This window comes from Methylobacterium sp. J-072 (assembly GCF_022829425.1).
Classification (GTDB): domain Bacteria; phylum Pseudomonadota; class Alphaproteobacteria; order Rhizobiales; family Beijerinckiaceae; genus Methylobacterium.
The window spans coordinates 115,109-141,564 of record NZ_JAKSYK010000224.1; the positions used below are offsets into that span (position 1 = coordinate 115,109).

Consider the following 26,456-nt stretch of genomic DNA (forward strand, 5'->3'; position numbering starts at 1 on the left):
GTTCGACGGTGCGGGTCGAGGCCAACGACGAGTGCCGCGCTTTCGCCGCAACCGCGCCCGAGGGAGACGCACCCCGTCTGGAAGCGCTGTCCCCCGTGTCGAAAATTTCCCTCGCCGTCGCTGCCGCCCTGTCGCTGACGCTCGCCGGTTGCGGTGGCCTGTCGTTCACGCCCGAACCGAGTGTCAAGACCACCACCCATACCGCGATCCTCGACGAGGTCGCCGCCGCGGCCGCGATCTCGGCCTACCGGGTCCAGCACGGGCTCAGCCCGGTCATCGTCGACACCGGCTTGGTGAAGGCCGCCGCGTTCCAGGCCGGCAACAATGCTTGCCATGGCCAGCTCAGCCACGATTTCGGCGGCAGCTTCACCTCGCGCATGGCCTCAGCGGGTCTGGCAAGGTCCTACGCTGCGGAGAATCTCAGCGCCGGCTCCGAAACCTTCGAGCAGGTGCTCGCCCGCTGGAAGGCCAGTCCCGAGCACAACAAGAACATGCTGCTCCCGCAGATCCGCCGGATCGGCATCGCCCGGGTCGACGCGCCCGACACCCGCTACAAGCGGTTCTGGGCGCTGGTGATGGCGGGCGGCTGATCGATCAGGGCTCGGCCAGAGCCAGATCGATGATCCGCAGCTGTGCCCGCTCGGCCCCGCGCCAGCGGTCGCAGGACAACGTGCCGGCCACGTGCATCTCCTGGCCGATTCCCCTCAGCAGGGCCTGACCGAGCGGGCGTTCCGCGGCGCGAAAGCAGATCGCCCCGACGGCCTGCCCGTCGCGGCTGCGCAGGCGGGCGCGGACATGGCCGGAGCCGACGACAGCGGCATCGACCAGACGATGGCGGCCGAGGGCGAAGACCGGCTCTGGCGCGCCCTGCCCGAACGGTCCGGCGCGCTGAAGCAGCCGGACGGTCTCGGCGGTGGCACCGCCGGCGCTGAGGCCGCCGTCGATCAGCAGGGCGTCGGCCGCCCGCGAGACCGCGACGCTGGCCCCGAGCAAGGCTGCCAGATGCGTCTCGAAGCGCGGGATATCGTCGGCTCGCACGGTGACGCCGGCCGCCATGGCGTGGCCGCCGCCCTTGCTGGCGAGCCCGGCCTCGACGCAGGCGCGGACGGCGAGGCCGAGATCGGCCCCCGGAATCGAGCGCCCGGATCCGGTGGCGCTGCCGTCCGGCCGGATCGCGAAGGCGAAGGCCGGGCGGTTGAAGCGCTCCTTGAGGCGCGCCGCGATCAGCCCGACGATGCCGGGATGCCACTCGGCGTTCCCCGTCACCAGCACGGCCCGGGCGGGATCGAGGGTCAGGGCGCGATCCATCTCGGCCTCGGCCTCGGACACCGCATGCGCCTCGATCGCCTGACGCTCGCGGTTGAGCCGGTCGAGATCGGCGGCGATCCGGGCGGCCTCGACCGGGTCAGCCGTGGTGAGCAGGCGCGCGCCGAGGGCCGAATCGCCGATCCGGCCGCCGGCATTGATCCGCGGCCCGAGCACGAAGCCGAGATGCCAGGATTCCGGGGGCTCGCTGAGGGAGGCGGCGTCGAGCAGGGCCGCCAGCCCGGTCCGGCCCCGGTGGCGCATCACCGTCAGCCCCTGGGTCACGAAGGCGCGGTTCAGGCCGATCAGCGGCACCACGTCGGCCACCGTCGCCAGGGCCACGAGGTCGAGGGCGTCCGTGAGGGTCGGCTCCGGGCGATCCGGACCGAAAAAGCCGTCCCGGCGCAGGGCGCGGTTGAGGGCGGCGAGCGTCAGGAACACGACCCCGGCGGCGCAGAGATGGCCGAGGCCGGAGAGGTCGTCGAGGCGATTGGGGTTCACCACCGCGCGGGCGGGGGGCAGCAGCTCGGCGGCGGCGTGGTGATCGAGCACGATCACGTCGAGGCCCAGCTTCTCGGCCTCCTCCAGTGGTCCGTGGCCGCTCGTGCCGCAATCGACGCAGACCAGCAGGGTTGCGCCCTCGGCCGCCAGTGCGGTGATCGCCGCGGCATTCGGGCCGTAGCCCTCGGTGATCCGGTCCGGGATGTGGATCGGTGCCCGCAGGCCGAGCTGGCGCAGGTAGCCGGCAAGCAACGCCGCGCTGGCCGCGCCATCCACGTCGTAATCGCCGAACACGGCGACGATCTCGCCGCGGCGGATGGCCCGCACGAGCCGGCGCACGGCCGCATCCATGTCGAGCAGCGTGTCCGGATCCGGCATTAGGTCGCGCAGGCGCGGCGCCAAGTGGCGGGCAGCTTCGTCCGGCGCCACCTGCCGACCGGCCAGCACCCGCGCCAGAAGTTCGGGCAGACCGTGAGCCTGGACCATCTTGGCGATGTGGTTCTGCACCGCCAGGCCGGCGCAACGCTCCTGCCAGCGCCGCCCGGTCACGGAGGCGGCGACGCCCAGGAACGGCGGCGGATCGGCGATCAGCGAGGCGGCGGCGGCGGACACGGGCGGCACTCTACACCGGGTCGGACACGGAAATCGCGGGCGCGGCGGCAACAGCGGCCGCGATCGATGCTGTCCCGGCAAAACGAAAGGGCGGGCATCGCTGCCCGCCCCTCGCCGAAACCGATATTCAGACGGTCTCAGAACGCTTTGAGGATGTTGTCGACCACCTTCTTGGCGTCGCCGAACAGCATCATGGTGTTGTCGCGGAAGAACACCTCGTTCTCGACGCCGGCATAGCCCGAGCCCATGCCGCGCTTGATGAACAGCACGGTCTTGGCCCGCTCCACGTCCAGGATCGGCATGCCGTAGATCGGCGAGGCCTTGTCGGTCTTAGCCGCCGGGTTGGTGACGTCGTTGGCGCCGATCACGAAGGCGACATCCGCCTGCGGGAACTCGCCGTTGATGTCCTCCAGCTCGAACACCTCGTCGTAGGGCACGTTCGCCTCGGCGAGCAGCACGTTCATGTGGCCCGGCATGCGGCCCGCCACCGGGTGGATGGCGTATTTCACGTCGACGCCCTCCTTCTTCAGCATGTCGGCCATCTCACGCAAGCTGTGCTGCGCCTGCGCCACCGCCATGCCGTAGCCCGGGACGATGATCACCCGCTCGGCGTTCTTCATGATGTAGGCCGCGTCATCGGCCGAGCCCTGCTTGACCGGGCGCGTCTCGACCTGGCCGGGGCCGGCCGCGGCAGCGGCGTCGCCGCCGAACCCGCCGAGGATGACCGAGATGAACGACCGGTTCATCGCGTGGCACATGATGTAGGACAGGATCGCGCCCGAGGAGCCGACCAGCGAGCCGGTGATGATCAGCGCGAGGTTGCCCAGGGTGAAGCCGATGCCGGCCGCCGCCCAGCCCGAGTACGAGTTGAGCATCGACACGACGACGGGCATGTCGGCACCGCCGATCGGGATGATCAGCAGGCCGCCCAGGGCGAAGGACAGCAGCACGATCAGCCAGAAGATCGCCTTGCTCTCGTTGCCGATGAACAGCGCGATGAGCACCACCAGCGCGACAGCGAGGCCGATATTGATGAGGTGCCGGCTCGGCAGCATGATCGGCTTGCCCGACATGCGGCCGTCGAGCTTGGCGAAGGCGATGACCGAGCCGGTGAAGGTGATCGCGCCGATGGCCGCGCCGAGCGCCATCTCGAACAGCGACTGCTTGTGGATGTGGCCGTTCTCGAGGATGCCCACAGCCTGCGGCGCGTAGAGCGTCGCCGCGGCGCCGGCCACGGCCGCGAGGCCGACCAGCGAGTGGAACGCGGCCACGAGCTGCGGCATCGCCGTCATCGGCACGCGCTTGGCGATGACCGCGCCGGCCCCGCCGCCGATGCCGATGCCGAGAATCACCAGGATCCAGGCGCCGAACCCGGCGGGCGGATGGCCGACGAGCGTCGTGAGCACGGCCAGCGCCATGCCGATCATGCCGTAGAGGTTGCCCTGCCGCGACGTCGTCGGGTGCGAGAGCCCCCGCAACGCCATGATGAACAGGACGCCGGCGACGATGTAGAGAAGCGCGGAGACGTTCTGGGACATCGTCTCAGGCCTTCTTCTTGTACATGCCGAGCATGCGCTGGGTGACGAGGAAGCCGCCGAAGATGTTCACGCTCGCGAGCACGATGCCAATAAAGCCGAAGGCGCGGGCCCAGCCGGTGCCCTTCTCCAGGAGCGGCACGCCAGCGGCGAGGATCGCGCCGACGATGATCACCGAGGAGATCGCGTTGGTGACCGACATCAGCGGCGTGTGCAGCGCCGGAGTCACGGACCAGACCACGTAGTAGCCGACGAAGATCGCCAGCACGAAGATGGCGAACTGGAAGATGAACGGATCGACCGCGCCGCCAGTGGCCGCGCTGATCCCGTGGCCCATGCCGGAGGCGATGGCCTGGGCCTGGTCGGCGGCGTTGCGGGCGACATCGGCCGCCGCGCGCGCGGCATCGGCCAGCACGCGGGTCTGATCAGCCGCTTGATCGGGAGGGACGACAAGGTTTGCCATTCTGCTTCTCCTCGCGATCGGTCTTCAGTGCGCGCCCGACGGGGCCGGGGCGGCCTCAGCCTTGCCGGTCTCCGACTTGGCGAGGCCCACCGCTGCGGCTTCCGAGGCGGGGCCGTCGGTCTTCGACTGGAAGGACGCGTGCACGACGGAGCCGTCGCGGGTCAGGTTGGTGGCCTTCACCAACTCGTCGTCCCAATTGATCGCCAGGGCCTTGCTCTCCTTGTCGATCAGGGTCTCGGCGAAGGCGTAGAGGTTGCGCGCGTAGAGGCTCGACGCCGTGGCGGCGAGGCGGCCCGGCACGTTGGTGTGGCCGACGATCTTCACGCCGCGGTCGGTCACCACGATCTCACCCGGCTTGGCGCCGGCGACGTTGCCACCGCGCTCGACCGCGAGATCGATCAGGACCGAGCCCGGCTTCATCGAGGCGACCATCTCCTCGGAGACCAGCTTCGGGGCCGGACGGCCCGGGATCAGCGCCGTGGTGATGACGATGTCCTGCTTGGCGATGTGGCCCTTGACCAGCTCCGCCTGCTTGGCCTGGTAGCCGGCCGACATCTCTTTGGCGTAGCCGCCCGCGGTCTCAGCCTGCTTGAACTCGTCGTCCTCGACCGCGACGAACTTGGCGCCGAGGGATTCGACCTGCTCCTTGGTGGCGGGGCGCACGTCGGTGGCGGTCACGACCGCGCCGAGGCGCCGGGCGGTGGCGATGGCCTGGAGGCCGGCGACGCCGACGCCCATGATGAAGACCCGGGCTGCCGGCACGGTGCCCGCGGCGGTCATCATCATCGGCATGGCCCGGCCGTACTCGGCGGCCCCGTCGATGACGGCCCGGTAGCCGGCAAGGTTCGCCTGAGAGGACAGCACGTCCATCACCTGCGCACGGGTGATGCGCGGCATCAACTCCATGGCGAATCCCGAGACCCCTGCGTCGGCCAAAGCCTTGAGCGCGGCCTCGTTGCCGTAGGGATCCATGATCGCGATGATCGTGGCACCGCGCTTGAACAGCGACAGCTCCTCGGCCGCCGGCCGGCGGACCTTGAGGACGAGGTCGGCATCCCGCGCCGCATCGGCAGCGCTGCCGGCAATCTCGGCGCCCGCGGCCTCGTACTCGGAATCGAGGATCCCCGCCTTCAGACCGGCACCCGCTTGCACGGTGATGTCGGCGCCGAGCGTCTTGAATTTCTTGACGGTCTCCGGGACTGCGGCCACCCGCGGTTCCGCAGAGTCCGTCTCGGACAGCACAGCAATGCGCATGCGAGGCTTCCCCTGAACAAGCTTGGCCTCTCGAATGCGCGAACCGGCACAGCTTTTCGAGACGCGAAAGAAGTTTGCGCTGATGGAATAAGTGGGAATGTAACCCGCGGCGCACCGACCCGGCGGCCACGCTTCAATGCGTCATCGGACCGCTCGGCCAGACAGGCGAGCGATCCTCCTCGCAGCTTCAGGCGAAGGCGAGATACAGGAAGAGGAGAATGGCGACGACGAGAGGCCCGCGCCATCCGATGGCGGGAGCCAGGGCACCGACGGCGCCGGCGGCACCCGAGACGATCACGCTGAGAATCGCCAGAAGCCACGCTTCGCGAATCCCGCCCACGGCGAGCGCCAGCACCCAGCAGATCACCACGCCGGTACCGATCTCGACGAAGCGCACGAAGCCGCGATAGGTCTGCTCGTGGGTGCTCGCGTCCATCGCCGGGCTGTAGGTGTGCCCGGCCACCGTCTCACTCTCGGCCATCGTGCGCTCGTTTCCCTCAGATGCGACTTCTTGTGGTCACCCCGGGATGTAGCTCAAGCGTTTTCCTGCCGCAATCGGACGCTCGCAAGTTGATTGCCCTCACGGTGGGCTTCCGTGTGCGAATTTACGCCGGCTTCGGCAGACCGGCCTGGGCGAGAATTTGGTCTTGGCGCACACCGAGCTTTTCCAGTGAAAAATGCTCGATCTCGGCCTCGAACAGCCGGTGGTAGTTCAGCTCCGATCGGAGGTGGAGGAACACCGCGCCCAGGCCCACAGCGGCGCGATCCATGAACACGAACTCCTGAGGCACCGTCACGGGACCGCGCTCCTTCAGGGCCTGATGCACCTGGAACGCCTGCCGCCGGCCATAGTCGCCGGGCTTGACCCCGTCCGCCACCGTGCGGGTGCGGTCCTCTAGAAGCGGGCCGTATATGAAGCGCGCCCAGATGTTCAGGATCTCGATCTTCTCCTTGTCGAGATTTTTAAAGCCCCAGACCTCGTAGGCGTGGACGATGCGCGCCGAATCCTCCTCCAACAGGCCGCGATACAGATCGACCACGCCGCCGACGAAGCGCGGATGGAAGATCCGCACGCAGCCATAATCGAGCAGATTGATGCCCGCCGCCTCGCCGCCCTCGGAGAAGACCGTGTAGTTGCCGAGATGCGGGTCGCCGTGGATCACCGCGGCGCGGCTGAACGGATGCCACCACGCCTTGAACATCGCCTGCGCGATGCGGTTGCGCACCTCGACCGGCTCCTCGGCGAAACCGAGGATCTTATCGCCGTCGAGCCAGCTCAGGGTGAGGAGGCGCTTGGTCGACAGGTCGGAGAAGACCCGCGGCACGCGCACGGCGTCGATATCCTTGAGCACCTCGCCGTAGAGGCTCGCGTGCTTGGCCTCACGCTCGTAATCGAGCTCCTCACGCACCCGCGCGCCGATCTCCTTGGCGATCTCGCGGGTATCGAGCCAGCTGTTCATCCGTCGATGGAGCGCGAAGGCGATCTCGAGCTGCTGGAGGTCGGCCTCCACGGCCGATTGCATGTCGGGGTACTGAAGCTTGCAGGCCAGCTGTTCGCCGTCCTTCGTGGTGGCGCGATGGACTTGGCCCAACGAGGCCGCGGCGGCGGGCTTCAGGTCGAAGCTGCCGAATCTGTCCTGCCAGCCGGCGCCCAGCTCGGACTGCATCCGCCGCTTGACGAAGGCCGCGCCCATGGGCGGCGCATCGGCCTGGAGCTTCTGGAGTTCGGCGGCGTATTCGGGGGGCAGCAGATCGGGGATGGTGGCGAGCAGCTGCGCCACCTTCATGATCGGCCCTTTGAGGCCGCCGAGCGCCTGCGCCAGCGCGGCGGCGCTGGTTGTCCCCTCCTTGCCGAACAGCCGGGACATCGCCATCCGCGCGGCGACACCGCCAACATTCGCGCCGACGCTGGCGTAGCGGCCCGCGCGGGCGGAGAAGCGATTGGCTTCGCGGTCGGTCTCAGCCATGGTCCAGGATCTTCCTCGGTGCAGGCTGGGACATAAGCGTTTCGGCACCCCGCACCAGCCCGCCGGGTCGCTGCGCCGCGGCGGCTCAGCCGGCCGGCCAGTTGTCCCGGATCCAGCGCGTGAGGCCGGATTCGTCGATCTCGCCCGCGGCGAGGCCGCGTATCATCACCACGGCCTCGGCCTCGTCGGCGACGAAGTCGATATCGTTGAGCCCGAGGAACGTGATGAGGGCCAGAAGAGCAGCCCGCTTGTTGCCGTCGATGAACGGATGATTCTTGGCGATGCCGAAGGCATAAGCCGCCGCGAGTTCGGCCAAGTCGATCTCCGTGCCGTCCTCGGCATATGCGATCCGATTGACCGGCCGCCCCAGCGCGGATTCAAGGGCGCCTTCGTCGCGAAGGCCGGGCGGTCCGCCGAACTGCTTCAGCTGCAGAGCATGAATCGCCCTCACCAGCTCGCTCGTGAGCCAGACGATCTCGCGATCGGTGCTCATTTTGCGAGCTCCGCCAAGGCATTGCGATAGGTCTTCATCGCCTTCTCGGCGACCTTCATACCCTTTTCGAATGCAGGATCGTAGGGCGACAGCCGCACGGAGCCGTCGGCATTCTCGGTCACGTAGAGCCAGTCGCCCTGCGCCAGATTCAACTTGCCGAGAAAATCCTTGGGCAGGATCAGACCGGTCGAGTTCCCGACGCGCTTCACCTCGAGCTTCATGACCACCTCCGCGATGTTATACATCACGTATAACATCGCGGAGGTCCGCTTGGAAGCGGGCTAGGCGTGGCCCTCCATCCCCTCCAGCTCGACGATCATTCCCTCGATCATCCCGAGGCCGATCTGCCAAAAACCCGGATCCTTCGCATCGAGGCCGAACGGCGCCAGCAACTCGCCGTAGGGCTTCGAACCGCCGGCCGCGAGCAGCGCGAAGTAGCGCTCGACGAAGCCCGATTCCGCCTCGGCGTAGACCCCGTAGAGCGAGTTCACGAGGCAATCGCCGAACGCGTAGGCGTAGACGTAGAACGGCGAGTGGATGAAGTGCGGGATGTAGGCCCAGAACGGCTCGTAACCCGCATCAAGCGTGATCGCAGGCCCGAGGGACTCGGCCTGAACCGAGAGCCAGAGGGCGTTGATCTGGTCGCTGGTCAGCTCGCCCTTGGCCCGCGCAAGGTGAACCTTCCGCTCGAACGAGTAGAACGCGATCTGGCGCACCACCGTGTTGATCATATCCTCGACCTTGGCGGCGAGCATGGCCCGGCGCTGGGTCGTGTCGGTGGTTGCCGCGAGCAGCTTGCGGAAGGTCAGCATCTCGCCGAACACGCTGGCGGTTTCGGCGAGCGTCAGGGGCGTCGGCGCCATCAGGGCACCGTTCGGACCGGCGAGCACTTGGTGGACGCCGTGGCCCAGTTCGTGGGCCAGCGTCATCACGTCCCGCGGCTTGCCCTGGTAATTGACCAGCACGTAGGGGTGGACCGAGGGCACGGTCGGGTGTGCGAAGGCGCCGGGCGCCTTGCCGGGCCGGGTCGGCGCATCGATCCAGCGCTCGTCGAAAAACCGCTTCGCGATCCCCGCCATCTTCGGTGAGAACGCGTCGTAGGCCGACAAGACCGTGTCGCGGGCCTCCGTCCAGGGGATCGTGCGCTGCTCGACCTTCGGCAGCGGCGCGTTGCGGTCCCAGTAGGGCAGCGCGTCCTGCCCGAACCACTTGGCCTTCAGCCGATAGTAGCGGTGCGAGAGGCGCGGATAGGCCGCCTGCACGGCATCGACCAGGGCCGCCACCACCTCCGGCTCGACCCGGTTGGCGAGGTGGCGCGCGTCGGCAACATCCTTGAAGCCGCGCCAGCGGTCGGAGATCTCCTTGTCCTTCGCCAGGGTGTTGGTGATCAGCGTGAAGACCCGGAGATTGCCGCGCAGGACCTCGCTGATCGCCCCGGCCGCCTCCTTGCGGACGGCGCCGTCCGGATCCTGGAGCTTGTTGAGGGTCGGCTCCAGAGGCATCTGCTCGCCCTGGACCGTGAAGCGCAGGCCGGCGATCGTCTCGTTGAACAGCCGGTCCCAAGCGGCGTTCGCGGTGACCGACTTCTCCAGGAACAGCTTCTCGGTGCGGTCGTCGAGCTGGTGCGGCTTCTCGCGCCGCAGATCCTCGATCCACGGGGCGTAATGCGCGAGCGGCCCCTGGGACATCGCCGCATCCATCACCGCATCCTCGACCCGATTCAGTTCGAGGGCGAAGAACAGCAGGTCGGCGGAGGCGTCGGTCAGGCGCTCGCGCGTGTCGCCGTAGAACTTGGCCCGGGCCTCGTCGGTGGTGTCGCCGGAATAGACTAGGCCGGCAAACGACATCAGCTTGCCGAGCAGCTCCTCGATGCCCTCGTAGGCCCGGACCGCCTCGGCGAGGCGCTCGGACGCGTCCGCGGCTGCGACCAGCTCGGCGATGCGGCCGGCATAGGTCTCCGAGAAGCGGCGGCACTCCTCCTCGGCCCGGGTCATGTCGGCCGAGAATTCCGGCGCGTCGATGCCGGCATAGAGATCGGACAGGTCCCATTCCGGAAGATGGCCGAGGTCGACGGCCTTGGCTGCGGCGCGTGCGGCGCTCACGCCATCCGGCGCACGGACGTTCACCGGCGAAGCGGTGGTGCTCGGCATCATGTCTCGCAATCCTCAAGGGGGGTCGAAGGCCAGTACCTTGATATCGAGCGCGCGGCCACGCGTTCAACGTGGCCGGCCGCCCCGTCGCGGTGACGCCCGAACGCAAACGTCGTTAAGCGCGACTTTACGTCTGTCCGGCACCCTCCGGTTCGAAACGAAACACGCGCCGACTCAGGCGGTGCGGCGCGGGCCGATCCCGAGCTGCATTCGGCCTGCCGCGCCGCGCAGGGAGTCGCCATGTCCACCACAATTCTCATCGTGGACGACGATCCGGTTCAGCGGCGCCTCGCCGAGGCGGCGGTGCGCCGGTTCGGCTTCAATGCACGCGTCGTGGAGACCGGTGCCGACGCGCTCACCGTGCTGAAGACCGAGAGCGTGGACGTGGTGCTCCTCGATCTCGTGATGCCGGGCCTCGACGGCCTCGGCGTCCTCGCCGAGATGCGCAGCAGCGGCCTCGACACGCCGGTGATCGTCCAGACCTCGAACGGCTCGATCGACGCCGTGGTCAACGCCATGCGGGCGGGCGCCGTCGACTTCGTGGTCAAACCCGCCGGTGCCGAGCGCCTGCAGGTGTCGATCAAGAACGCCCTGCGGGTCGACGTGCTGGAGGAGGAGGTGCGCCGCATGCGCCGCCGCGCCTCCGGGGCGCTGACCTTCAAGGACTTCACGTCCAAGAGCCCCGACATGGAGCGGGTGATCCGCCTCGCCGAGCGGGCCACGAAATCTAACATCCCGGTGCTGATCGAAGGCGAGTCAGGCGTTGGCAAGGAGGTGCTGGCCCGGGCGATCCAGGGTTCGGGCGACCGGCGCGGCAAGCCGTTCGTCACCGTCAATTGCGGAGCGATCCCGGAAAACCTCGTCGAGTCGACCCTGTTCGGCCACGAGAAGGGTGCATTCACCGGCGCCACCGAGAAGCACGCCGGCAAGTTCGTGGAAGCTTCGGGCGGAACCCTGTTCCTCGACGAGATCGGCGAGCTGCCCCTCGACGCCCAGGTGAAGCTGCTGCGCGCGCTCCAAGAGGGCGAGGTCGATCCGGTGGGCGGCAAGCGCTCGGTGCGGGTCGATATCCGCCTGGTCTCCGCCACGAACCGCTCGCTGCTCGACCTCGTGAAGCAGGGCAAATTCCGCGAGGACCTGTATTACCGCCTCAACGTCTTCCCGATGACGCTGCCGCCCCTGCGCGCCCGGCGCGAGGACATCCCGGATCTGGTGCGCTCGTTCTGCGTCCGGTTCTCCGCGGAAGAGGGCAAGCGGATCCGCGCGATCGCCCCGGAGGCGATGGCGTTGCTCACCCGCTATCCCTGGCCCGGCAACGTCCGCCAGTTGGAGAACGCCCTGTTCCGCGCCGTGGTGCTCGCCGATTGCGACGAGCTGACCGTGGCCGAGTTCCCGCAGATCGCCGCGCAGGTCGAAGGTTTCGACGTCCGCATCCCGGCGGCTCCGACGCAGCCGCAGATGCCGGCCTACGCCCCGGAGCCGGTGCGCGAGATCGTCCGGGTCGAGGTCCGCGACCCGCATGCCATGTCGCTGGTCACCGAGGAGACCGGCGAGATGAAGACCATGGAAGTCCTAGAGACGGAGATCATCCGCTTCGCGCTGCAATTCTACCGGCAGCGCATGTCCGAGGTCTCCCGCCGCCTCGGAATTGGCCGATCCACCCTCTACCGCAAGCTGAAGGATCTCGGACTGGAAGGCGACGAGAAGGCCGAGGACGCCGCCTGAGGCAGCACAGAGTGTGCTAGCGCACCGCGCGCCCTCGGACATGACAGCTCGGGGAAAAGCGTTGCCGCGCTACAGAACACGGCGCGACAATCAATGAATCCCGCGTCGCATCAGCTTATCGATGAAATGACCGTCGCGAAGACTGAATTTGGATCGACGACGACTACAGTTGCTCAACGCCACGCTTGAGCGGATAATCACAATCAGAGCGTGCGGCCCTGCCGCCGTGTCCCGGGAGATCACGATGCGCGTCCCGCGCTCCAGCCTCGTCGCGCTGGCCGCCCTACTGACCGGAACGCTGGCCTCGGCCGGCGCGCTCGGCGCCGAGACGGTCGCGCTTGACCCGGCGACCCTCGGCACGCCCGCGCACCCGGCCGAGCCCGCGCAGGCGGCACCGACTGGGTCCGATCTGGTCTCGACCGCGTTGCCCGACTACAAGCCCGAGGCCCCAAAGGCGGAACCCGCCCCGGCCCCGGTCGTGGCGGCGCCCGTGGCTCCTGACTATCCGCAGGGCGCAGCGATCGTCGCACGCTTGACCGATACCGCTCCGCTGCTGCTGCGTCTCCCCGGCAAAGATCGCGACGGCATTCGCGCCTTCTACGAGGCCCGCGCCTACAAGCCGCTCTGGATCGCCGACGGTGCCTGGACTGAGGCCGCCAAGTCGATCTCCGCACGCCTGACTGCCGCCGGCGAAGACGGGCTCGAGGCTCGGGCCTACACGATCCCGAACCTGGCCGAGAAGCCGGACGACAAGGCGGTGGCCGATGCCGATCTCCGCCTGTCAGCGGCGGCTCTGCTCTATGCCCGGGACGCAAGGGGCGGCCGCATCAACCTCGCCTCGATCTCGCGGCTGATCACGCCTCAACTCGATCTGCCCGACGCCAACGCGGTGCTGACCAAGCTCTCGGATGCGGGCGCCAAGGCCGGCGAGGCTCTTCAGAGCTACAACCCGTCCACGGCAGGCTATCAGGCTCTCAAAGCGCGGCTCGCGAGCTTGCGCGGGCCGGCCCCAGCTGCCGTGAAGCCCCTGCGCCTGCCCGCCGGGCCCGTCCTGCGGATCGGTATGCGCGATCCCCGCGTGCCGCTGCTGCGCGCGCATTTCGGCATCGAGACACGCCCGGCCGGCACCCTCGATCGGGCGCCGGGCGAGCCGGAGGAGTACGATGCCACGGTGGCCGACGCGGTGGCGAAGTTCCAGCGCGGCCGCGGGCTGCCCGCCAACGGCGTGCTCAACGTCCAGACCGTGCTGGCCCTGGCCGACACAGGTCGGCCGGCGCGGGCAAGCGGCAGCGAGGCCGAGCTGATCGTCAACATGGAACGCTGGCGCTGGCTGCCGGGCGACCTCGGCTCGGACTACATCCTGGTCAACATCCCGGAATATCGCCTGCGTGCCTATCGCGGCGGCAGCCTGCGCGACGAGGCCCGGGTCATCGTCGGCAAGCCGGAATCGCGCACGCCGCTGTTCTCGGGGCTGATGGAATACGCGGTGGTCAACCCGTCCTGGTACGTGCCGCCCTCGATCCTGAAGACCATGGCGCCGAAGCTCGCGGGCTACGGCGGCAAGACCTGGGGCGGCTACGAGGTGGTGCGCCACGGCGGCCACGTCTCGCTGCGCCAGCCCCCGGGTGAGCGCAATGCGCTGGGCTTCATCAAGTTCATGTTCCCGAACCAGCACGCGGTCTATCTGCACGACACGCCGAACCGCTCGCTGTTCTCGGCGGCCAAGCGCGACTTCAGTCACGGCTGCGTGCGCGTCGACGACCCCTTCCGCCTGGCGGACGCGGTGCTGCCCGATTGGTCCGAAGCGCGGCTCAAGAAGCTGATCGGCAAGGGCGAGCGCACTATCCGGCTGCCCGCGAAACTGCCGGTGCATCTGGCCTACTTCACCGCCTACGTGGACGATGGCGGCGCGTTCCGCACCCTGCCCGATCTCTACGGTTACGACGCGCCGATGCGCGCAGCCCTCGGGCTGCCCGGCGGGGGCGGACCGATGATCGCCAAGCTCCCCGAGGAGAAGGCGCGCCGCAAGCCCGAGGCCGCGCCGGTGGCGCACGCAGATACGGCGCCGCGCCGAGAGGCCGCGCGTCCCCGCCGCTACGCCGAACCGGAGCCGAGCGCCCGCTACGACGAATACGATACGCCGCGCCGGAGCGTTCGTCGTGCGGCCCGCGCCGACAGCGCGCCGGAATACGGCGAGCCCGGCCTGTGGACGCCGGCACCGGCGCCGGTGTCTCGCGGCTGGTGGTAGGTTCACAGCCGGACCGCCGCTTCAACGCACAGGTGCGCGGCCGCACAGCCGGGCACGATTTCGCCACGGTCCAGCCTTAGCCGTTTCCGTCGCACGCTCGGCGCGACGACGCGATAACGGCCCAGACGGGCCGGGCCGCCTCGACCGGACATCCGCCGAGTGCCCGTTTGCGGGTTCCGGGAGAGGATCAGGACTATCGTGCCGAGCCTTCCACGCCCCGCCCGACACCTCGTCCTGACCCTGTGCGGCCTGGCGCTCGGCCTGATCGCCGGCACCGCCGAGACCGAGAACGCGGTCGCCAACGGCGATACCCGCGCGCTCACAATCTACCACACGCATACCCAGGAGAGCGCGACCATCACGTTCAAGCGCGATGGCCGCTACGACCGTGCGGCCCTCGAGCAGCTGAATTGGCTCCTCCGCGATTGGCGCGTCAACGAGCCGATCAAGATGGACCCGCGCCTGTTCGATACGGTCTGGGAGGCCTACCGGCAGGTCGGCGCGAGTCAGCCGATCCACGTGGTCTCGGCCTATCGTTCGCCCGGCACCAACGCGATGCTGCGCCGCCGCTCCCGGATGGTCGCCGAGTTCAGCCAGCACATGCTCGGCAAGGCGATGGACTTCTACCTGCCGGAAGTCTCGATCGACCGGATCCGCGAGGTCGGTCTCCAGATGCAGCGCGGCGGCGTGGGCTGGTACCCGCATGCCGGGACGCCCTTCGTCCATCTCGATGTCGGGTCGGTGCGGATGTGGCCGCGCATGACCCACGACCAGCTCGCCCGGCTGTTCCCGGACGGGAAGACCGTCCACCTTGCGAGCGACAACCGTCCCTTCGCCCGCTACGAGGAGGCGAAGGCCGAGATCCTGGCCCGCGGCGGCACCGTGGCCGGCCTCACCACCCAGATGGCGAGCGGCGAGGAGGAGGACGGGCCTGGCTTGTTCGGCTTCCTGGCGAGCCTGTTCGGCGGCGGCTCCTCCGCGCCGGAGCCGGCTGCGGCACCGCCGCCCGCTCCCGTGGCGAAGCGGGGCCGTCAGGCTCCGGTGGTGGCCGTCGCCAGCGCCGATCCGCAGGATCCGGTCGGCACCCGCGCCGCCCTGGCCTACGCCGCGCCGACGGCGGACGACACGCTGCGCAACACGCTCGGCCGGCCCGACCCGGCGAAGGACGGCAAGCCGGTCGACGCCAGAGCCCTGCTGACCGTGGACAAGCCGACCGCGGAGGACGCCGTTGCCGCCGTGATCGCGCCGCTGCCGCCACGCCGGCCCTCGGATTTCACTGCCGTCGCGGCCGCCGCGATCAGCATGCCGCTGCCGCCGCCGCGCCCGGTGCAGTTCGCCTCGCTGGACGGCGGCATGGCCAACCTGGCGGCGTCGTCCGCAGGCCGTGCCCTCATCCGAGACATTCCGGCCGAGCCGGCGCCGCGGCGTCCTCTCGTGGCCGCCGATGCCGACGGGAAAGCGCAGTTGCGCGCGCTGTTCGAAGCGGCCTCCGCCGGCCCGGTCGCGGCGCCTGCGAGCCGCAGCGCCCCCGTGCGGGTCGCCGCCACCCGGGTTCGCGATGCGGCGCCCGATGCCGTCGTGGCGGCGATGCCGGGACCGGTCTCGACCCGGTTCAGCGCGAAGAGCCCGGGGGACGACCTCACGGCCTCGCGCTTCACCGGCTCCGCAACGCGCGGAACGCGCTAAAGGCAAGATCAGCGCAGGGGCTTGGACAGGTTGACCGCCAGGGCCGAGACCAGGGTCGTGGTATAGCCGTCGTCCTGGGTATCGGCGATGCGCTCGGCTTCGTCGCCGCTATTGGCCGCCACCGACATCATCAGCATCACGGCGGTCATGACCGCGCCGAAGCCGGCGACCAGAGCGAGATAGGCCCGCACGGCGGCACGCGGAACGGGCGAAGCGGCGGTACCGTCGAGGCATAGCGGAGAAGGGCTGCGGTGAATCATGGTCGGTGATTCTGGCGCCTGACGCTGGACCCGAGACGGACTGATTACCAGCACGCACCACCCATCGAATCAATCAGTCAACGTGCCGTCTTTGTCCGAGTTCATTGAACCAGAATGTTTTTCAACCGGGATTTTTACAGGTTGGTTGATGACCCGTATTGGTGGCGACGAGCCGCCCCCAATACGGTTTTCAACGAGGCTCAGCCTTCCTTGCCGAGCACCTTGCCCAGCGCCGCCTGCGCGGCGGCGAGGCGGGCGATCGGAACCCGGTACGGCGAGCACGAGACGTAATCGAGCCCGACCTCCTGGCAGAAGCCGATCGAGGCCGGATCGCCGCCATGCTCGCCGCAGATGCCGAGCTTGATGTCCGGACGGGTAGCGCGGCCGCGCTCGACGCCGATGCGGACCAACTCGCCGACGCCTTCCTGGTCGATGGTGATGAACGGGTCGGCCGGCAGGATGCCCTTCTGGGTGTAGGGACCCAGGAAGGTCGCCGCGTCGTCGCGGGAGATGCCGAGCGCCGTCTGCGTCAGGTCGTTGGTGCCGAACGAGAAGAACTCAGCGGTCTGTGCGATCTCGCCGGCCTTGAGCGCCGCCCGCGGCAACTCGATCATGGTGCCGACCTGGTAGTCCAGGGTGGCGCCCTTCTCCTCGGACACCGCCTTGGCCATGGCGTCGATCCGCGCCTTCACGATGTCGAACTCGGCGCGGGTGAAGACCAGCGGCACCATCACCTCGGGGGTGACCGGGCTGCCGGTATCCGCAGCGGCCTGGACGGCGGCCTCGAAGATCGCCCGGGCCTGCATCTCGGCGATCTCCGGGAAGGCGATCGCCAAGCGGCAGCCGCGGAAGCCGAGCATCGGGTTGTGCTCGGACAATTCCCGCATCCGGTGGCGGATTTTTTCCTCCGATACGCCGGTCGCCTTCACGACCTCGGCGACCTCCGCATCCGTGTGCGGCAGGAACTCGTGCAGCGGCGGATCGAGCAGGCGGATCGTCACCGGCAGGCCGGACATGATCGTGAACAGCTCGACGAAGTCCTGGCGCTGGTAGGGCAGGATCTTCGCGAGCGCGGCGCGGCGGCCCTCGGCGTCGTCGGCCAGGATCATCTCACGGACCGCGATGATGCGGTCACCTTCGAAGAACATGTGCTCGGTGCGGCACAGGCCGATACCCTCGGCGCCGAAATTCCGCGCCGTGCGGGCGTCTGTCGGGGTGTCGGCATTGGCCCGCACCTTCATGCCGCGGAACTGGTCGGCCCATTCCATCAGGGTCGCGAAGTCGCCCGACAGCTCGGGCTCGAGCATCTTCACTTCGCCCTGGATCACTTGGCCCGTCGAACCGTCGATGGTGATCCGGTCGCCGGCCTTCAGGGTGGCGTCCCCGACCTTCATGGTCTGGGCCTTGTAGTCGATCCGGATCGAGCCGACGCCGGAGACGCAGGGCTTGCCCATGCCGCGGGCGACCACGGCCGCGTGGCTGGTCATGCCGCCGCGGGTGGTGAGGATGCCCTCGGCGGCGTGCATGCCGTGGATGTCCTCGGGCGAGGTCTCGATGCGCACCAGGATGCACTTGCGCTCGGCCTTGCGCAGGGCCTCGGCGTCCTCGGAGTTGAACACGATCTCCCCGGTGGCCGCCCCGGGGGAGGCCGGCAGGCCGGAGGCGATGACCTTGCGGTCTGCCTTCGGGTCGATCGTCGGGTGCAGCAGCTGGTCGAGGGCCGAGGGCTCGACCCGGCCAATCGCCTCCTCGCGGGAGATCAGCCCCTCGCCGGCCAGATCCACGGCGATGCGCAGGGCCGCCTTGGCGGTGCGCTTGCCGTTGCGGGTCTGGAGCATCCAGAGCTTACCCTTCTCGATGGTAAACTCCATGTCCTGCATGTCGCGGTAATGCGCCTCCAGGATCCCGTAGATCCGGGTCAGCTCCGCGTAGCTCTCGGGCAGGGCCTTCTCCATGGAAGGCTTGTCGCTCTCGGCCTCGATCCGGGCCTTTTCCGTGATGTTCTGCGGCGTGCGAATGCCCGCCACCACGTCCTCGCCCTGAGCGTTGATCAGGAACTCGCCGTAGAGCGCCTTCTCGCCGGTGGAGGGGTTGCGGGTGAAGGCGACGCCGGTGGCCGAGGTGTCGCCCATGTTGCCGAACACCATGGCCTGGACGTTGACGGCCGTGCCCCAGCTCTCCGGGATGCTGTTCAGCTCGCGGTACTTCTTCGCCCGCGGGATCATCCAGGAATTGAACACGGCGCTGATCGCGCCCCAGAGTTGGTCCTCGGCTCCCTGCGGGAAGTCCGAGCCGTGCTCGTCGCGGACGATCTTCTTATAGGTCTGGATCAGGGTCTTCCAATCCTCGGCGCCGAGCTCGGTGTCGAGGTCGTAGCCCTTGCCCTCCTTGTAGTGCTCCAGGGCCTCCTCGAAGGCGTGGTGCTCAACATTCAGCACCACGTTCGAGTACATTGTGATGAAGCGGCGGTAGGAATCGTAGGCGAAGCGCTCGTCGTCCGCTTCCTTGGCCAGGGCCAGAACGGTCTGGTCGTTGAGGCCGAGATTCAGCACGGTGTCCATCATGCCTGGCATCGAGGCGCGGGCGCCGGATCGGACCGAGACCAGCAGCGGGTTCGCCGCATCGCCGAACTTGCGGCCGGTCAGCGTGCCGATCTGGTTCAGCGCGGCCGCGACCTGATCCTTCAGCTCCGGCGGGTAGGCCTTCCCGTTATCGTAGTAGGAGGTGCAGACTTCGGTGGTGATGGTGAAGCCGGGCGGGACCGGCAGGCCGAGATTGCACATCTCGGCGAGGTTGGCGCCCTTGCCCCCGAGCAGGTCGCGCATCTGCGACTTGCCCTCCGCTTTGCCGTCGCCGAAGGCATAGACCCACTTCGCGCTGCCGGTCGCCATGTCGATCCCGTCCATATCTGGTGCCCGGCGCAGGCCGAGCTGATGGGCGCGGGTTGGACCATCCCGCAACGCAACGCAAGATGAACGCATTGCGGGCTTGTGCGCGCGCGGCTGACGCGCGGCGACGTCTGTCAGGAATCGCGCGCCTGAACCGGCTTTACGAAAGGCCGCGCAGCAGGCCGAGACCGATCACGCCGACCACGATCAGGTAGATCGCCACGATGTAGTTGAGGAGCCGCGGCACGATCAGGATCAGGATCCCGGCCAGGATCGCGATGAGCGGCTGAAGGTTCGAGATGGTGATGGTCACGGGCGCCTCCAGGGGCCGAGCTCGGCCGTTGACGATCGACGTCCGTAGCGCATGGCGGTTCCCTGTGGCTGGCGCATGACGAAGCGCCGGATCGGCTCCGGCGCTTCGTGCGTTCGCGTCAGGGCTTCGATGGCTTCAGCGCCGGCGTGTTCGTCCCCGGGATCGGGTCCTTCGCCTCGCCGGTGGGCAGGCTCGCTTCGATGGTCGGGTGCGACAGCTCCGGATAGGGGCCGATCACGTTGGCGCCGTTGAGCGGCTTGTTGGCGCCGTTGTGGCAGGTGGCGCAGTTGATCTTCGGCACGTCACCGAGCGCCCCGAGGCGGTTGCGCGGGAAGGTCCCGGTAAGCGGCTCCATGAAGTCCTGATTCAGGTCGCGCACCATGCGGATGCCGTACCAGGCGTGGACCCGGTTGGGCGTGCTGGTGTCCCACTGCGCCACCGACCGGGTGTTGTGGCAGAAGGTGCAGTTGACCCCGAGCGATTGCGACATGCTGATCATGATCGCGAAGGTCTTCTCCGCGTCCTGGATCGGCTTGCCCTTGGTTTCCGGCAGGACCGTGGTGCCGTTGACCCGCACGGCGTCCTCGGACGTGTCCTTGTGCTGGTAGAACGCCTGGTAGACGTCGTAGGGCAGCGAGGTGTTGCCGACTTCCGCGGAGGCCAGGTTCTGGCTGTTGTTGCGCGGCTTGAACCGGCCCTCGCCCTGGACGGGACGGTCGAACCAGATGTTAGCCGGCACCGGATTGCCCCGGTGGCAGGTGTAGCAGGTCACGCCCGCCTCGTGGACGTGCTTCTCCTTCCAGGACGAATTGATCGTCTGGGTCATCTGCAGCATCCGACGGGCGACCCGCTTCTGGTACAGCTCGTCGGAGGCCATGTTCTCGGTGCTGTGGCAGTAGGTGCAGCCCTGCTGGGGCGCCACCCACTCGGTGATCGAGACCATCAGCCGGTTGAACTGCTCGGCCGAGAGATCCCCTAAGACCTGGACGTTCTCGTAGACCGCCGAGGCCTTGTCGCCGCCGGCATCGGCCGGGTCGGCGGGGGCCGGGGCGACGTTGGCCGCCGCCAGCGCCTCGTTGCCGGCCCGGGTCCGGATCAGGTCCATGCCGGTGCCGCGGAAGCCGGTCTGCTTGGCCGCCATGGGGGGATGGGTCCAGCCCGCGCCCCCGAACATCGCGATGGTGAGGAACAGGGCGAGCGCCCCGCCGACCACCGCCAGAATCGTCTTCATGACGGCCTCCTCACGGCTTCATGCCGGGTGCGAGATGGGCGGGGTCGACGATCGGGCCGTAGACCTGCGGATAGGACGGGGCGACGCCATGCTTGACCGCCCAGAGGTACCAGTTGTCGACCACCGTGCCGGTGAGCAGGATGCCGATGCCGCCGGTCAGCGTCGTCAGCACCGCGAACCACCACGCCCAGCGGTGGATCGACTCCATCGTGGCGTTGAAGCCCATGGTCCAGCGCCAGAACAGGGCGGCGCGCTCGGTGGCGGTGCCGCGATCGACGATCTGGTCGATCTCGCGGTCGGCGCCGTAGCGGGAGCAGGCCAGGATGGTGCCCCCGTGCATCGCGAACAGCAGCGTCGATCCGTAGAGGAACGTGATCGAGAGCATGTGGAACGGGTTGTAGAACAGGTTGCCGTAGCGGAGCGAGAACGCCGCGGTCCAGTCGAGGTGGGGAAAGATCCCGAACGGCACCGCCTCCGACCACGAGCCCATCATCAGCGGCCGGATGAAGCCGAGGACGAGGTAGAGCCAGATCGCCGAGGCGAAGGCCCACGGCACGTGGGTGCCCAGCCCGAGTGCCCGCGCCCGGCGATAGAGATGGACCCACCACAGCAGGATCGACGTGGTCAGGAAGAAGCCGGCGATCAGCCACCAGCCGCCCTCGTTGAGCGGGGGCAGGATCTTCAGCCCGTATTTCGGCAAGGGCGGTTCCAGGGCGAGCCAGGGCAATTGCCGGGCGAACTGCACCGGATCCCAATTCACCGAGGCCCACATGTTGAGCCCGATGATCTCGAAGGCGATCAGCCCGCAGACCATCGACAGGGCGGCGACGTAGCCGATGTAGATCGGACCGACTTGGCTGTTGCCCAGCAGGCCGAACAGGTAGCTGTTGAACGGCTTGCCGACGCGCTCGTTGGAGCTCACCGGAATGCCGTTCTCCGGCTCCAGCGGGCGCACCTGAACCTGGGTGAAGATGTTCTGGTAATAGGCCATCGCCCGCCCTCCCCCCGGTCGACCGCACGCGTCGTGCGGCGCCGGCTTGGATCATTGGTATCGGTTCGCCCGATTCTCGGCGGGCGATGCGTTTTTCAGCGCCACACCGGCAGGTTGAGCCACCAGCCCCACCATTGCGGCCAGCCCTGCGTCCAGAACGGCCCGCTGATCACGATGCAGACGGCGCTCCAGAAGCCCGCCGACAGGGCCAGGAACAGGCCGAGGCGGTGGATGCCGAGCGTGCCGATCGAGTAGCCGATCGTGTCGCGGAAGAAGGTGTCCTCGTGCTCGGGGGTCTTCACGGTCTCGCCCTTCTTCGGGTTGGTCGCCGCGAGGATCAGGCCGCCGTGCATCGCCAGCGCCAGGGTGGTCGTGAAGAAGAACGTCACGGCCAGCATGTGCGCCGGATTGTAGTGGAAGTGCAGGTATTGGTACCCGGTGTTCGACACCCAATCGAGGTGGCTGAGGATGCCGTACGGGAAGCCGTAGCCCCAGGCACCCATCAGGAACGGCCGCACCACGACGAGGGTGAAATAGGCGAAGATCGCCATGCCGAAGGCGGCCGGCACGTGATAGCCGATGCCGAGCTTCCGGCAGATCTCGACCTCGCGCATCATCCAGGACAGGAACGAGCCCAGCGCGCAGAACGTGATGATCTGCCAGAGGCCGCCCTCTTTCAGCGGCGCGAGCTTCAGCCCGTAGCTGATGTCGGGCGGCGCGATGTTGATCTGCCAGACGTTCCAGGTCGGCCCGATCGCGGCACCGTAGATCACCAGCGCGGTGCCGAGCACCGTGAAGAACAGCCCGGTCACGCCGAAGAATCCGACGAAGAACGGCCCGACCCAGAAGTCGAACAGGTCGCCCCCGAGCAGCGTCCCGCCGCGGATCCTGTACTTTCGCTCGAAGCTCAGCATCGCCATGGCGGACACTCCTCAGCCCGGCCGCAATTTTTGGGGTTTTTGGACCGCGGCCCTTTGGAGCCGCGGTCCCGGCCAGCCTGGATCAGGCGGGCATGCTGGGCAGGACGAGCGTGATGTTGCTCGCCGCCTTGTTCGCCTTCGGACCTTCCAGCCAGTTGAACCGGTCGGTCGAGAGCAGGATGAAGTGGATCAGCAGCGCCAGGATGAAGAGGAAGGTGAACAGAGCCACCAGCGTGCGCCGCGGATCGAACAGTAACCAGACCTTGTGCATCCGATCCTCCTCAGCCGATCATCGTGACGAGGGCGCGGGCCGCATCGGTGACGCCTTCGAGAGAGGCGTAGCCCTGCGGTCCGGGGAGCCAGGGGCGCCACAACCAGACGAGGATGTGGGCGACCACGGCAATCGCCGTGAAGATGAGGAAGCTCGTCAGGAAGATCGCGTGGAACTCCTTGGCTTCCGGTTCCGTCAGCCCGGACAGGCTGCTCGGTCTTTCTGTTGCAACGGGTCCACCGGCCATGATTCAGACCTCCGTGTGTTGGCCGCGTTCCCCGAGAGGAAGGCGACGGGTGCTGCCGTGTTGCTCAAGGCGGTCACGGCTTGACTTCCCCCGCGTCACCGGACGGAAGCGTCTCGATCAGGGCGTTCAGCCCATGAAGGCGAAGGGGATCGCTTGAACCGCCATGGCGCGGGCCTCGCCGAACACCGAACGGCGCGCCGGCGCGAAACCCAGGCGGGCGGCCTCGCGGGCCGGACGGACGCGGTTGAACGCGGCGGCGGCGAGGAAGCACGGGTAGGTCGCGGCCAGGATCAGCCGGAACTGCAGCGCTTCCTGGTGCAGACGTGCGGTCGGGACCATCGTTCGCATCGTCAGGTCTCCTCTCAGGGGAACGGAAAGGCGGTTCATGCGGGGATCCCCCCGGCAAGATCGGCTCGGGCGCGTGCCACATGGGCAGGCGCGACGGCAGCGGATTCGGCTGTGCGGGCGGCGCGCTCGGCGGCGTCGCGCAGGCGCTTGGCGGCGGAGATGCGGGCCAGGACCGGCTGCGCCTCGACCAGGTCGTCCAGCGCCGCGCGCGCGGCCTCGTCCCAGGGCAGCTCGCGGTGGTGGCGCGCCGGGGTGGCCTCGACCTTGTCCATGTCGCGGGCGAGCGGCAGGATGTGGAAGAGCGTGTCGAACAGCGCGTTGCAAACTTCCTGGACCAGGTAGGTCGCGCCCGCGAACCCCATGAACGGCGTGCCGGTGTGCCGCCGGATAATCGCCCCGGGGAACGAGGCCGGGATGTAGGTCGCCCGGGCCCCGCACTCGGCGAGATACATCCGCTCGTTGAACGAGCCGAACAGCACCAGCGGCGGCTTCTCGGCGATGGCCTTGCGCACCGCATCGTTGTCGGGCTTCAGCCCGGCCGACCGGCTGAACGCGAAGTTGCAAGGCAGCCCCATCTCGTCTTCAAGGAAGTGCCGGACACCGCGGGCGTAGGTCTCGGTGGCGACGATCCCGAAGCTGGCGGTCCCGAAAAAGTCCTGCGTGACCGAGCGCCAGAGGTCCCAGACCGGCTTGATCGTGGTGTGGCGCTCGCGCTCGATGAACGGCTCCGGGTCGAGCCCGAGGATCGCACCCAATGAGCGCAGGAACTTGGTGGTCGAGAGGATGCCGACCGGCGCCTGCAGGTAGGGCCGCTCCAGGTCCTCGCAGAGCAGGCGTCCGAACTCGCGGTAGAGGCAGATATTGGCGTCGGCGTTGACGAGCTTGGGCACATCCGCGAGGTGCGAGCCCAGCGGGAAGGTCAAGTTCACCTCGGCGCCGACCCCCTCGACCAGCCGCCGGATCTCGGCGAGGTCGGAGGGCATGTTGAAGGTGCCGTAGGCCGGCCCGATGATGTTCACCCGCGGCTTTTCGCCGGGCTTCTTCTCGGGCCGGGCGGGGATGCCCTTCTTGGCGAATTTCTTGGCGCCGTATTCCTGCCAGAGCCAGCGCATCGCGCGGTCGGCAGCCTGCCACTGGTCCTCGTCGATGGTGCGCGGCAGGAAGCGCTGGAGGCCGGTGCCCTCCGGCGTCACGCCGCCGCCGATCATCTCGGCGATCGAGCCAGTGACGACCACGCTGGGCTGGCCCGGATCGAGGGTGGCGTGGGCGCGCTTCATCGCGCCCTCGGTGCCGTGGCGGCCGAGCTCTTCCTCGGCGAGACCCGTGACGACGATCGGCAATTCGTGCGGCGGCAGCGCGTCGGTGTAGTGCAGCACCGAGGTGACCGGCAGGTTCTCGCAGCCGACCGGGCCGTCGATGACGACCTGCAAGCCCTTGATCGCCGTGAAGACGTAGACGGCGCCCCAGTAGCCCCCGGCCCTGTCGTGATCGAGGATCAGCATCACGCCATCTCCCCGATCGGCTTCTTCGGACCTTCGATCTTCGGGCCCTGGCGCTTCTGCGGGGTTTCCTGCCAGACGCCGGCGGCGTGGCCGGTGCCGACACCCTCGAAGAACTCGCGCATGGCGTCGAAGCGGGGCTTGTTGGCGAGCGCGCCGTTGATCACCCGCGCCAGGGAACCGGCGCCGGCCGCGCCCATGAGCGGGCGGGCCGAGATCAGGTTGGTGAAGTAGAGGGCCGGCGTGCCGCGCTCCTTGGCCCGCTGCACCACCGGCGTCGTGCCGATGGCCAGGTCCGGCTTCAGCGCGTCGAGGGCGAAGAGGTCGTCCTCCAGCGAGGCGCGGTAGCGGACTTCGGTGCCGCGCGCTTCGAGCCAATCGCGGTCTGCCTCGGACCACGGCGTGCGCGGGCAGGCGGTGCCGACATACGGGACCTCGGCGCCGCTCTCGATGAGGAGACGCGCCACCAGCAGCTCCGAGCCCTCGTAGCCGGAAAGCGTGATCCGGCCCTTGATCGGCATGGCGGCGAGGGCGCCGCGGATGCCCGGGAGGATCTTGTTTTTGGCCGCCTCGACGGTGGCACGCCTGACGCCGCAGGCCTCGCCGATCCGGTCGAGCCAGTCCGCGGTGCCGTCGACGCCCACCGGGGCGGAGCCGACCACGGGCCGGCCGGCCGCCTCGAACTCGCGGATCGAAGCGGTGTAGAACGGGTGGATGGCTGCAACGGCGGCGCAGTCCAGGGCAGCGTAGAGCTCGCGCCATTCGCGGGTCGGCACCACCGGCCCCGCCGCGAGGCCCAAAGGCTCCAGCAGCGCGCCGATCACCACCGGGTCTGCCGGGAAGACCTCGCCGAGCAGCGCCACGCTCGGGCGCTCCGAGCGGCCGCCGCGCGGTGTCGCGACCGGGCCCTGCTCGGCCTCGGTGCGGGCGACCTTGAGCATGGCCCCGGCCAGAACGTCTTTGGCCTCGGCATGGGTCGGAACCCCGAAGCCCGGCACGTCGATGCCGATCACCCGGACGCCGTCGATCTGCTTCGGCAGCAGGCGGAGCGGGACGCCCGAGGCGGTCGGCACGCAGAGGTTGATGACGACGACCGCGTCGTAATCCTCGGGCTTGGCCGTGGCGTGGACCGCCTCGCGGATGTCCTCGAACAGCTTGCCGGTGACCAGGGTCTCGGAATTGAACGGCACGTAGCCGACGCTGCGCCGGGCGCCGTAGAAATGCGACGTGAAGGTCAGGCCGTAGACGCAGCAGGCCGAGCCCGAGAGGATCGTGGCGGTGCGGCGCATGCGCAGGCCGACCCGGAGCGAGCCAAAGGCCGGGCACATGCTCTGCGGCTGGTCGTGCGGCCCCTGCGGGTAATCGCTGCGGAGCTGCGCCAGGGTCTCCGATATCCCGGCCGCCTCGGCGGCTTCCCGCATCGCATCCTTGCCGGAATGGCAGCCCAGCCCGTCGCCTTTGGTGGCGTCGAGGTTGATCGCCTCGGCCGGCGGGGCGGCAGGGCGGGGACGAGCCCGCAGATCGGAGATGTCGAGGGAGACGGCCATGC

Annotated in this window: 24 protein-coding genes; 4 read left to right on the forward strand and 20 right to left on the reverse strand. The window is 68.6% G+C overall.

The genetic code is table 11. The features are described from left to right. Positions 1-95 precede the first annotated feature (95 nt). Positions 96-590: a CAP domain-containing protein gene (locus MKK67_RS30785; protein WP_243972685.1), complete on the forward strand. Its 495-nt coding sequence runs from the start codon at positions 96-98 to the stop codon at positions 588-590. A 4-nt stretch (positions 591-594) separates the two neighbouring features. On the opposite strand, the gene recJ is transcribed toward MKK67_RS30785, so the two are convergent. From recJ to MKK67_RS30830, 9 genes are all read right to left on the reverse strand, one after another. Further along, complete coding sequence (recJ, locus tag MKK67_RS30790; RefSeq protein WP_243972687.1) at positions 595-2,418, reverse strand: single-stranded-DNA-specific exonuclease RecJ; 1,824 nt, start codon at positions 2,416-2,418, stop codon at positions 595-597. Positions 2,419-2,555: 137 nt separating this feature from the next. Then, the gene (locus tag MKK67_RS30795) at positions 2,556-3,956 is read right to left on the reverse strand and encodes an NAD(P)(+) transhydrogenase (Re/Si-specific) subunit beta (RefSeq protein WP_243972690.1); all 1,401 of its coding nucleotides are present in this window, start codon (positions 3,954-3,956) and stop codon (positions 2,556-2,558) included. 4 nt (positions 3,957-3,960) lie between these two features. Further along, positions 3,961-4,416: a proton-translocating transhydrogenase family protein gene (locus tag MKK67_RS30800; protein WP_058194406.1), complete on the reverse strand. Its 456-nt coding sequence runs from the start codon at positions 4,414-4,416 to the stop codon at positions 3,961-3,963. 24 nt (positions 4,417-4,440) lie between these two features. After that, positions 4,441-5,670 carry a Re/Si-specific NAD(P)(+) transhydrogenase subunit alpha gene (locus MKK67_RS30805; RefSeq protein WP_243972696.1) on the reverse strand — a complete coding sequence of 410 codons (1,230 nt, stop codon included), beginning with the start codon at positions 5,668-5,670 and terminating at the stop codon, positions 4,441-4,443. A 187-nt stretch (positions 5,671-5,857) separates the two neighbouring features. Then, complete coding sequence (locus MKK67_RS30810; RefSeq protein WP_243972698.1) at positions 5,858-6,151, reverse strand: aa3-type cytochrome c oxidase subunit IV; 294 nt, start codon at positions 6,149-6,151, stop codon at positions 5,858-5,860. A 124-nt stretch (positions 6,152-6,275) separates the two neighbouring features. After that, positions 6,276-7,637, reverse strand: a complete 1,362-nt coding sequence (locus MKK67_RS30815; RefSeq protein WP_243972700.1) for an ABC1 kinase family protein — start codon at positions 7,635-7,637, stop codon at positions 6,276-6,278. An 85-nt stretch (positions 7,638-7,722) separates the two neighbouring features. Continuing rightward, positions 7,723-8,130: a type II toxin-antitoxin system death-on-curing family toxin gene (locus MKK67_RS30820; protein ID WP_243972702.1), complete on the reverse strand. Its 408-nt coding sequence runs from the start codon at positions 8,128-8,130 to the stop codon at positions 7,723-7,725. Next, entirely contained in the window at positions 8,127-8,351 is a 225-nt protein-coding gene (locus tag MKK67_RS30825) for an AbrB/MazE/SpoVT family DNA-binding domain-containing protein (RefSeq protein ID WP_243972704.1), read from the reverse strand. Before MKK67_RS30825 ends, MKK67_RS30820 begins: the two co-directional genes overlap by 4 nt. 60 nt (positions 8,352-8,411) lie before the next feature. Further along, on the reverse strand, positions 8,412-10,283 hold the full coding sequence (locus MKK67_RS30830) for a M3 family oligoendopeptidase (RefSeq protein ID WP_243972706.1): 1,872 nt from the start codon (positions 10,281-10,283) through the stop codon (positions 8,412-8,414). A 237-nt stretch (positions 10,284-10,520) separates the two neighbouring features. Here MKK67_RS30830 and MKK67_RS30835 point away from each other — a divergent pair, with 237 nt between their 5' ends. The 3 genes from MKK67_RS30835 (at position 10,521) to MKK67_RS30845 (ending at position 15,939) form a co-directional block, all read left to right on the forward strand. Next, complete coding sequence (locus tag MKK67_RS30835) at positions 10,521-12,005, forward strand: sigma-54-dependent transcriptional regulator (RefSeq protein ID WP_243972709.1); 1,485 nt, start codon at positions 10,521-10,523, stop codon at positions 12,003-12,005. A gap of 244 nt (positions 12,006-12,249) precedes the next feature. Then, positions 12,250-14,253, forward strand: coding sequence for a murein L,D-transpeptidase (locus MKK67_RS30840; RefSeq protein WP_243972711.1), 2,004 nt, complete (start codon positions 12,250-12,252; stop codon positions 14,251-14,253). Positions 14,254-14,451: 198 nt separating this feature from the next. Continuing rightward, complete coding sequence (locus tag MKK67_RS30845) at positions 14,452-15,939, forward strand: DUF882 domain-containing protein (protein ID WP_243972713.1); 1,488 nt, start codon at positions 14,452-14,454, stop codon at positions 15,937-15,939. A gap of 8 nt (positions 15,940-15,947) precedes the next feature. On the opposite strand, the gene MKK67_RS30850 is transcribed toward MKK67_RS30845, so the two are convergent. From MKK67_RS30850 to bchY, 11 genes are all read right to left on the reverse strand, one after another. Next, positions 15,948-16,199: a hypothetical protein gene (locus MKK67_RS30850; protein WP_243972715.1), complete on the reverse strand. Its 252-nt coding sequence runs from the start codon at positions 16,197-16,199 to the stop codon at positions 15,948-15,950. A gap of 200 nt (positions 16,200-16,399) precedes the next feature. Next, positions 16,400-19,090 (reverse strand): pyruvate, phosphate dikinase, encoded by a 2,691-nt coding sequence (gene ppdK / locus MKK67_RS30855; protein WP_243972717.1) that lies wholly within the window; start codon positions 19,088-19,090, stop codon positions 16,400-16,402. A 157-nt stretch (positions 19,091-19,247) separates the two neighbouring features. Next, positions 19,248-19,400, reverse strand: a complete 153-nt coding sequence (locus tag MKK67_RS30860) for a DUF3096 domain-containing protein (protein ID WP_092041181.1) — start codon at positions 19,398-19,400, stop codon at positions 19,248-19,250. 118 nt (positions 19,401-19,518) lie between these two features. Beyond that, the gene (gene pufC, locus MKK67_RS30865) at positions 19,519-20,631 is read right to left on the reverse strand and encodes a photosynthetic reaction center cytochrome PufC (protein ID WP_243972719.1); all 1,113 of its coding nucleotides are present in this window, start codon (positions 20,629-20,631) and stop codon (positions 19,519-19,521) included. A gap of 10 nt (positions 20,632-20,641) precedes the next feature. Then, entirely contained in the window at positions 20,642-21,622 is a 981-nt protein-coding gene (gene pufM, locus MKK67_RS30870; protein WP_243972721.1) for a photosynthetic reaction center subunit M, read from the reverse strand. 95 nt (positions 21,623-21,717) lie between these two features. Beyond that, positions 21,718-22,542, reverse strand: coding sequence for a photosynthetic reaction center subunit L (pufL, locus tag MKK67_RS30875; RefSeq protein WP_243972729.1), 825 nt, complete (start codon positions 22,540-22,542; stop codon positions 21,718-21,720). Positions 22,543-22,624: 82 nt separating this feature from the next. Next, positions 22,625-22,813: a light-harvesting antenna LH1, alpha subunit gene (pufA, locus tag MKK67_RS30880; RefSeq protein ID WP_058194393.1), complete on the reverse strand. Its 189-nt coding sequence runs from the start codon at positions 22,811-22,813 to the stop codon at positions 22,625-22,627. A gap of 10 nt (positions 22,814-22,823) precedes the next feature. Then, positions 22,824-23,060 (reverse strand): light-harvesting antenna LH1, beta subunit, encoded by a 237-nt coding sequence (gene pufB / locus MKK67_RS30885; RefSeq protein ID WP_058194392.1) that lies wholly within the window; start codon positions 23,058-23,060, stop codon positions 22,824-22,826. A gap of 126 nt (positions 23,061-23,186) precedes the next feature. Next, the gene (locus MKK67_RS30890) at positions 23,187-23,408 is read right to left on the reverse strand and encodes a hypothetical protein (RefSeq protein WP_243972731.1); all 222 of its coding nucleotides are present in this window, start codon (positions 23,406-23,408) and stop codon (positions 23,187-23,189) included. Between the two features lie 35 nt (positions 23,409-23,443). Then, positions 23,444-24,910, reverse strand: a complete 1,467-nt coding sequence (bchZ, locus tag MKK67_RS30895) for a chlorophyllide a reductase subunit Z (RefSeq protein WP_243972733.1) — start codon at positions 24,908-24,910, stop codon at positions 23,444-23,446. Next, a complete protein-coding gene (gene bchY, locus MKK67_RS30900; protein WP_243972736.1) occupies positions 24,910-26,454 on the reverse strand; it encodes a chlorophyllide a reductase subunit Y in 1,545 nt (514 codons plus the stop codon). Before bchY ends, bchZ begins: the two co-directional genes overlap by 1 nt. Positions 26,455-26,456: the final 2 nt, after the last annotated feature.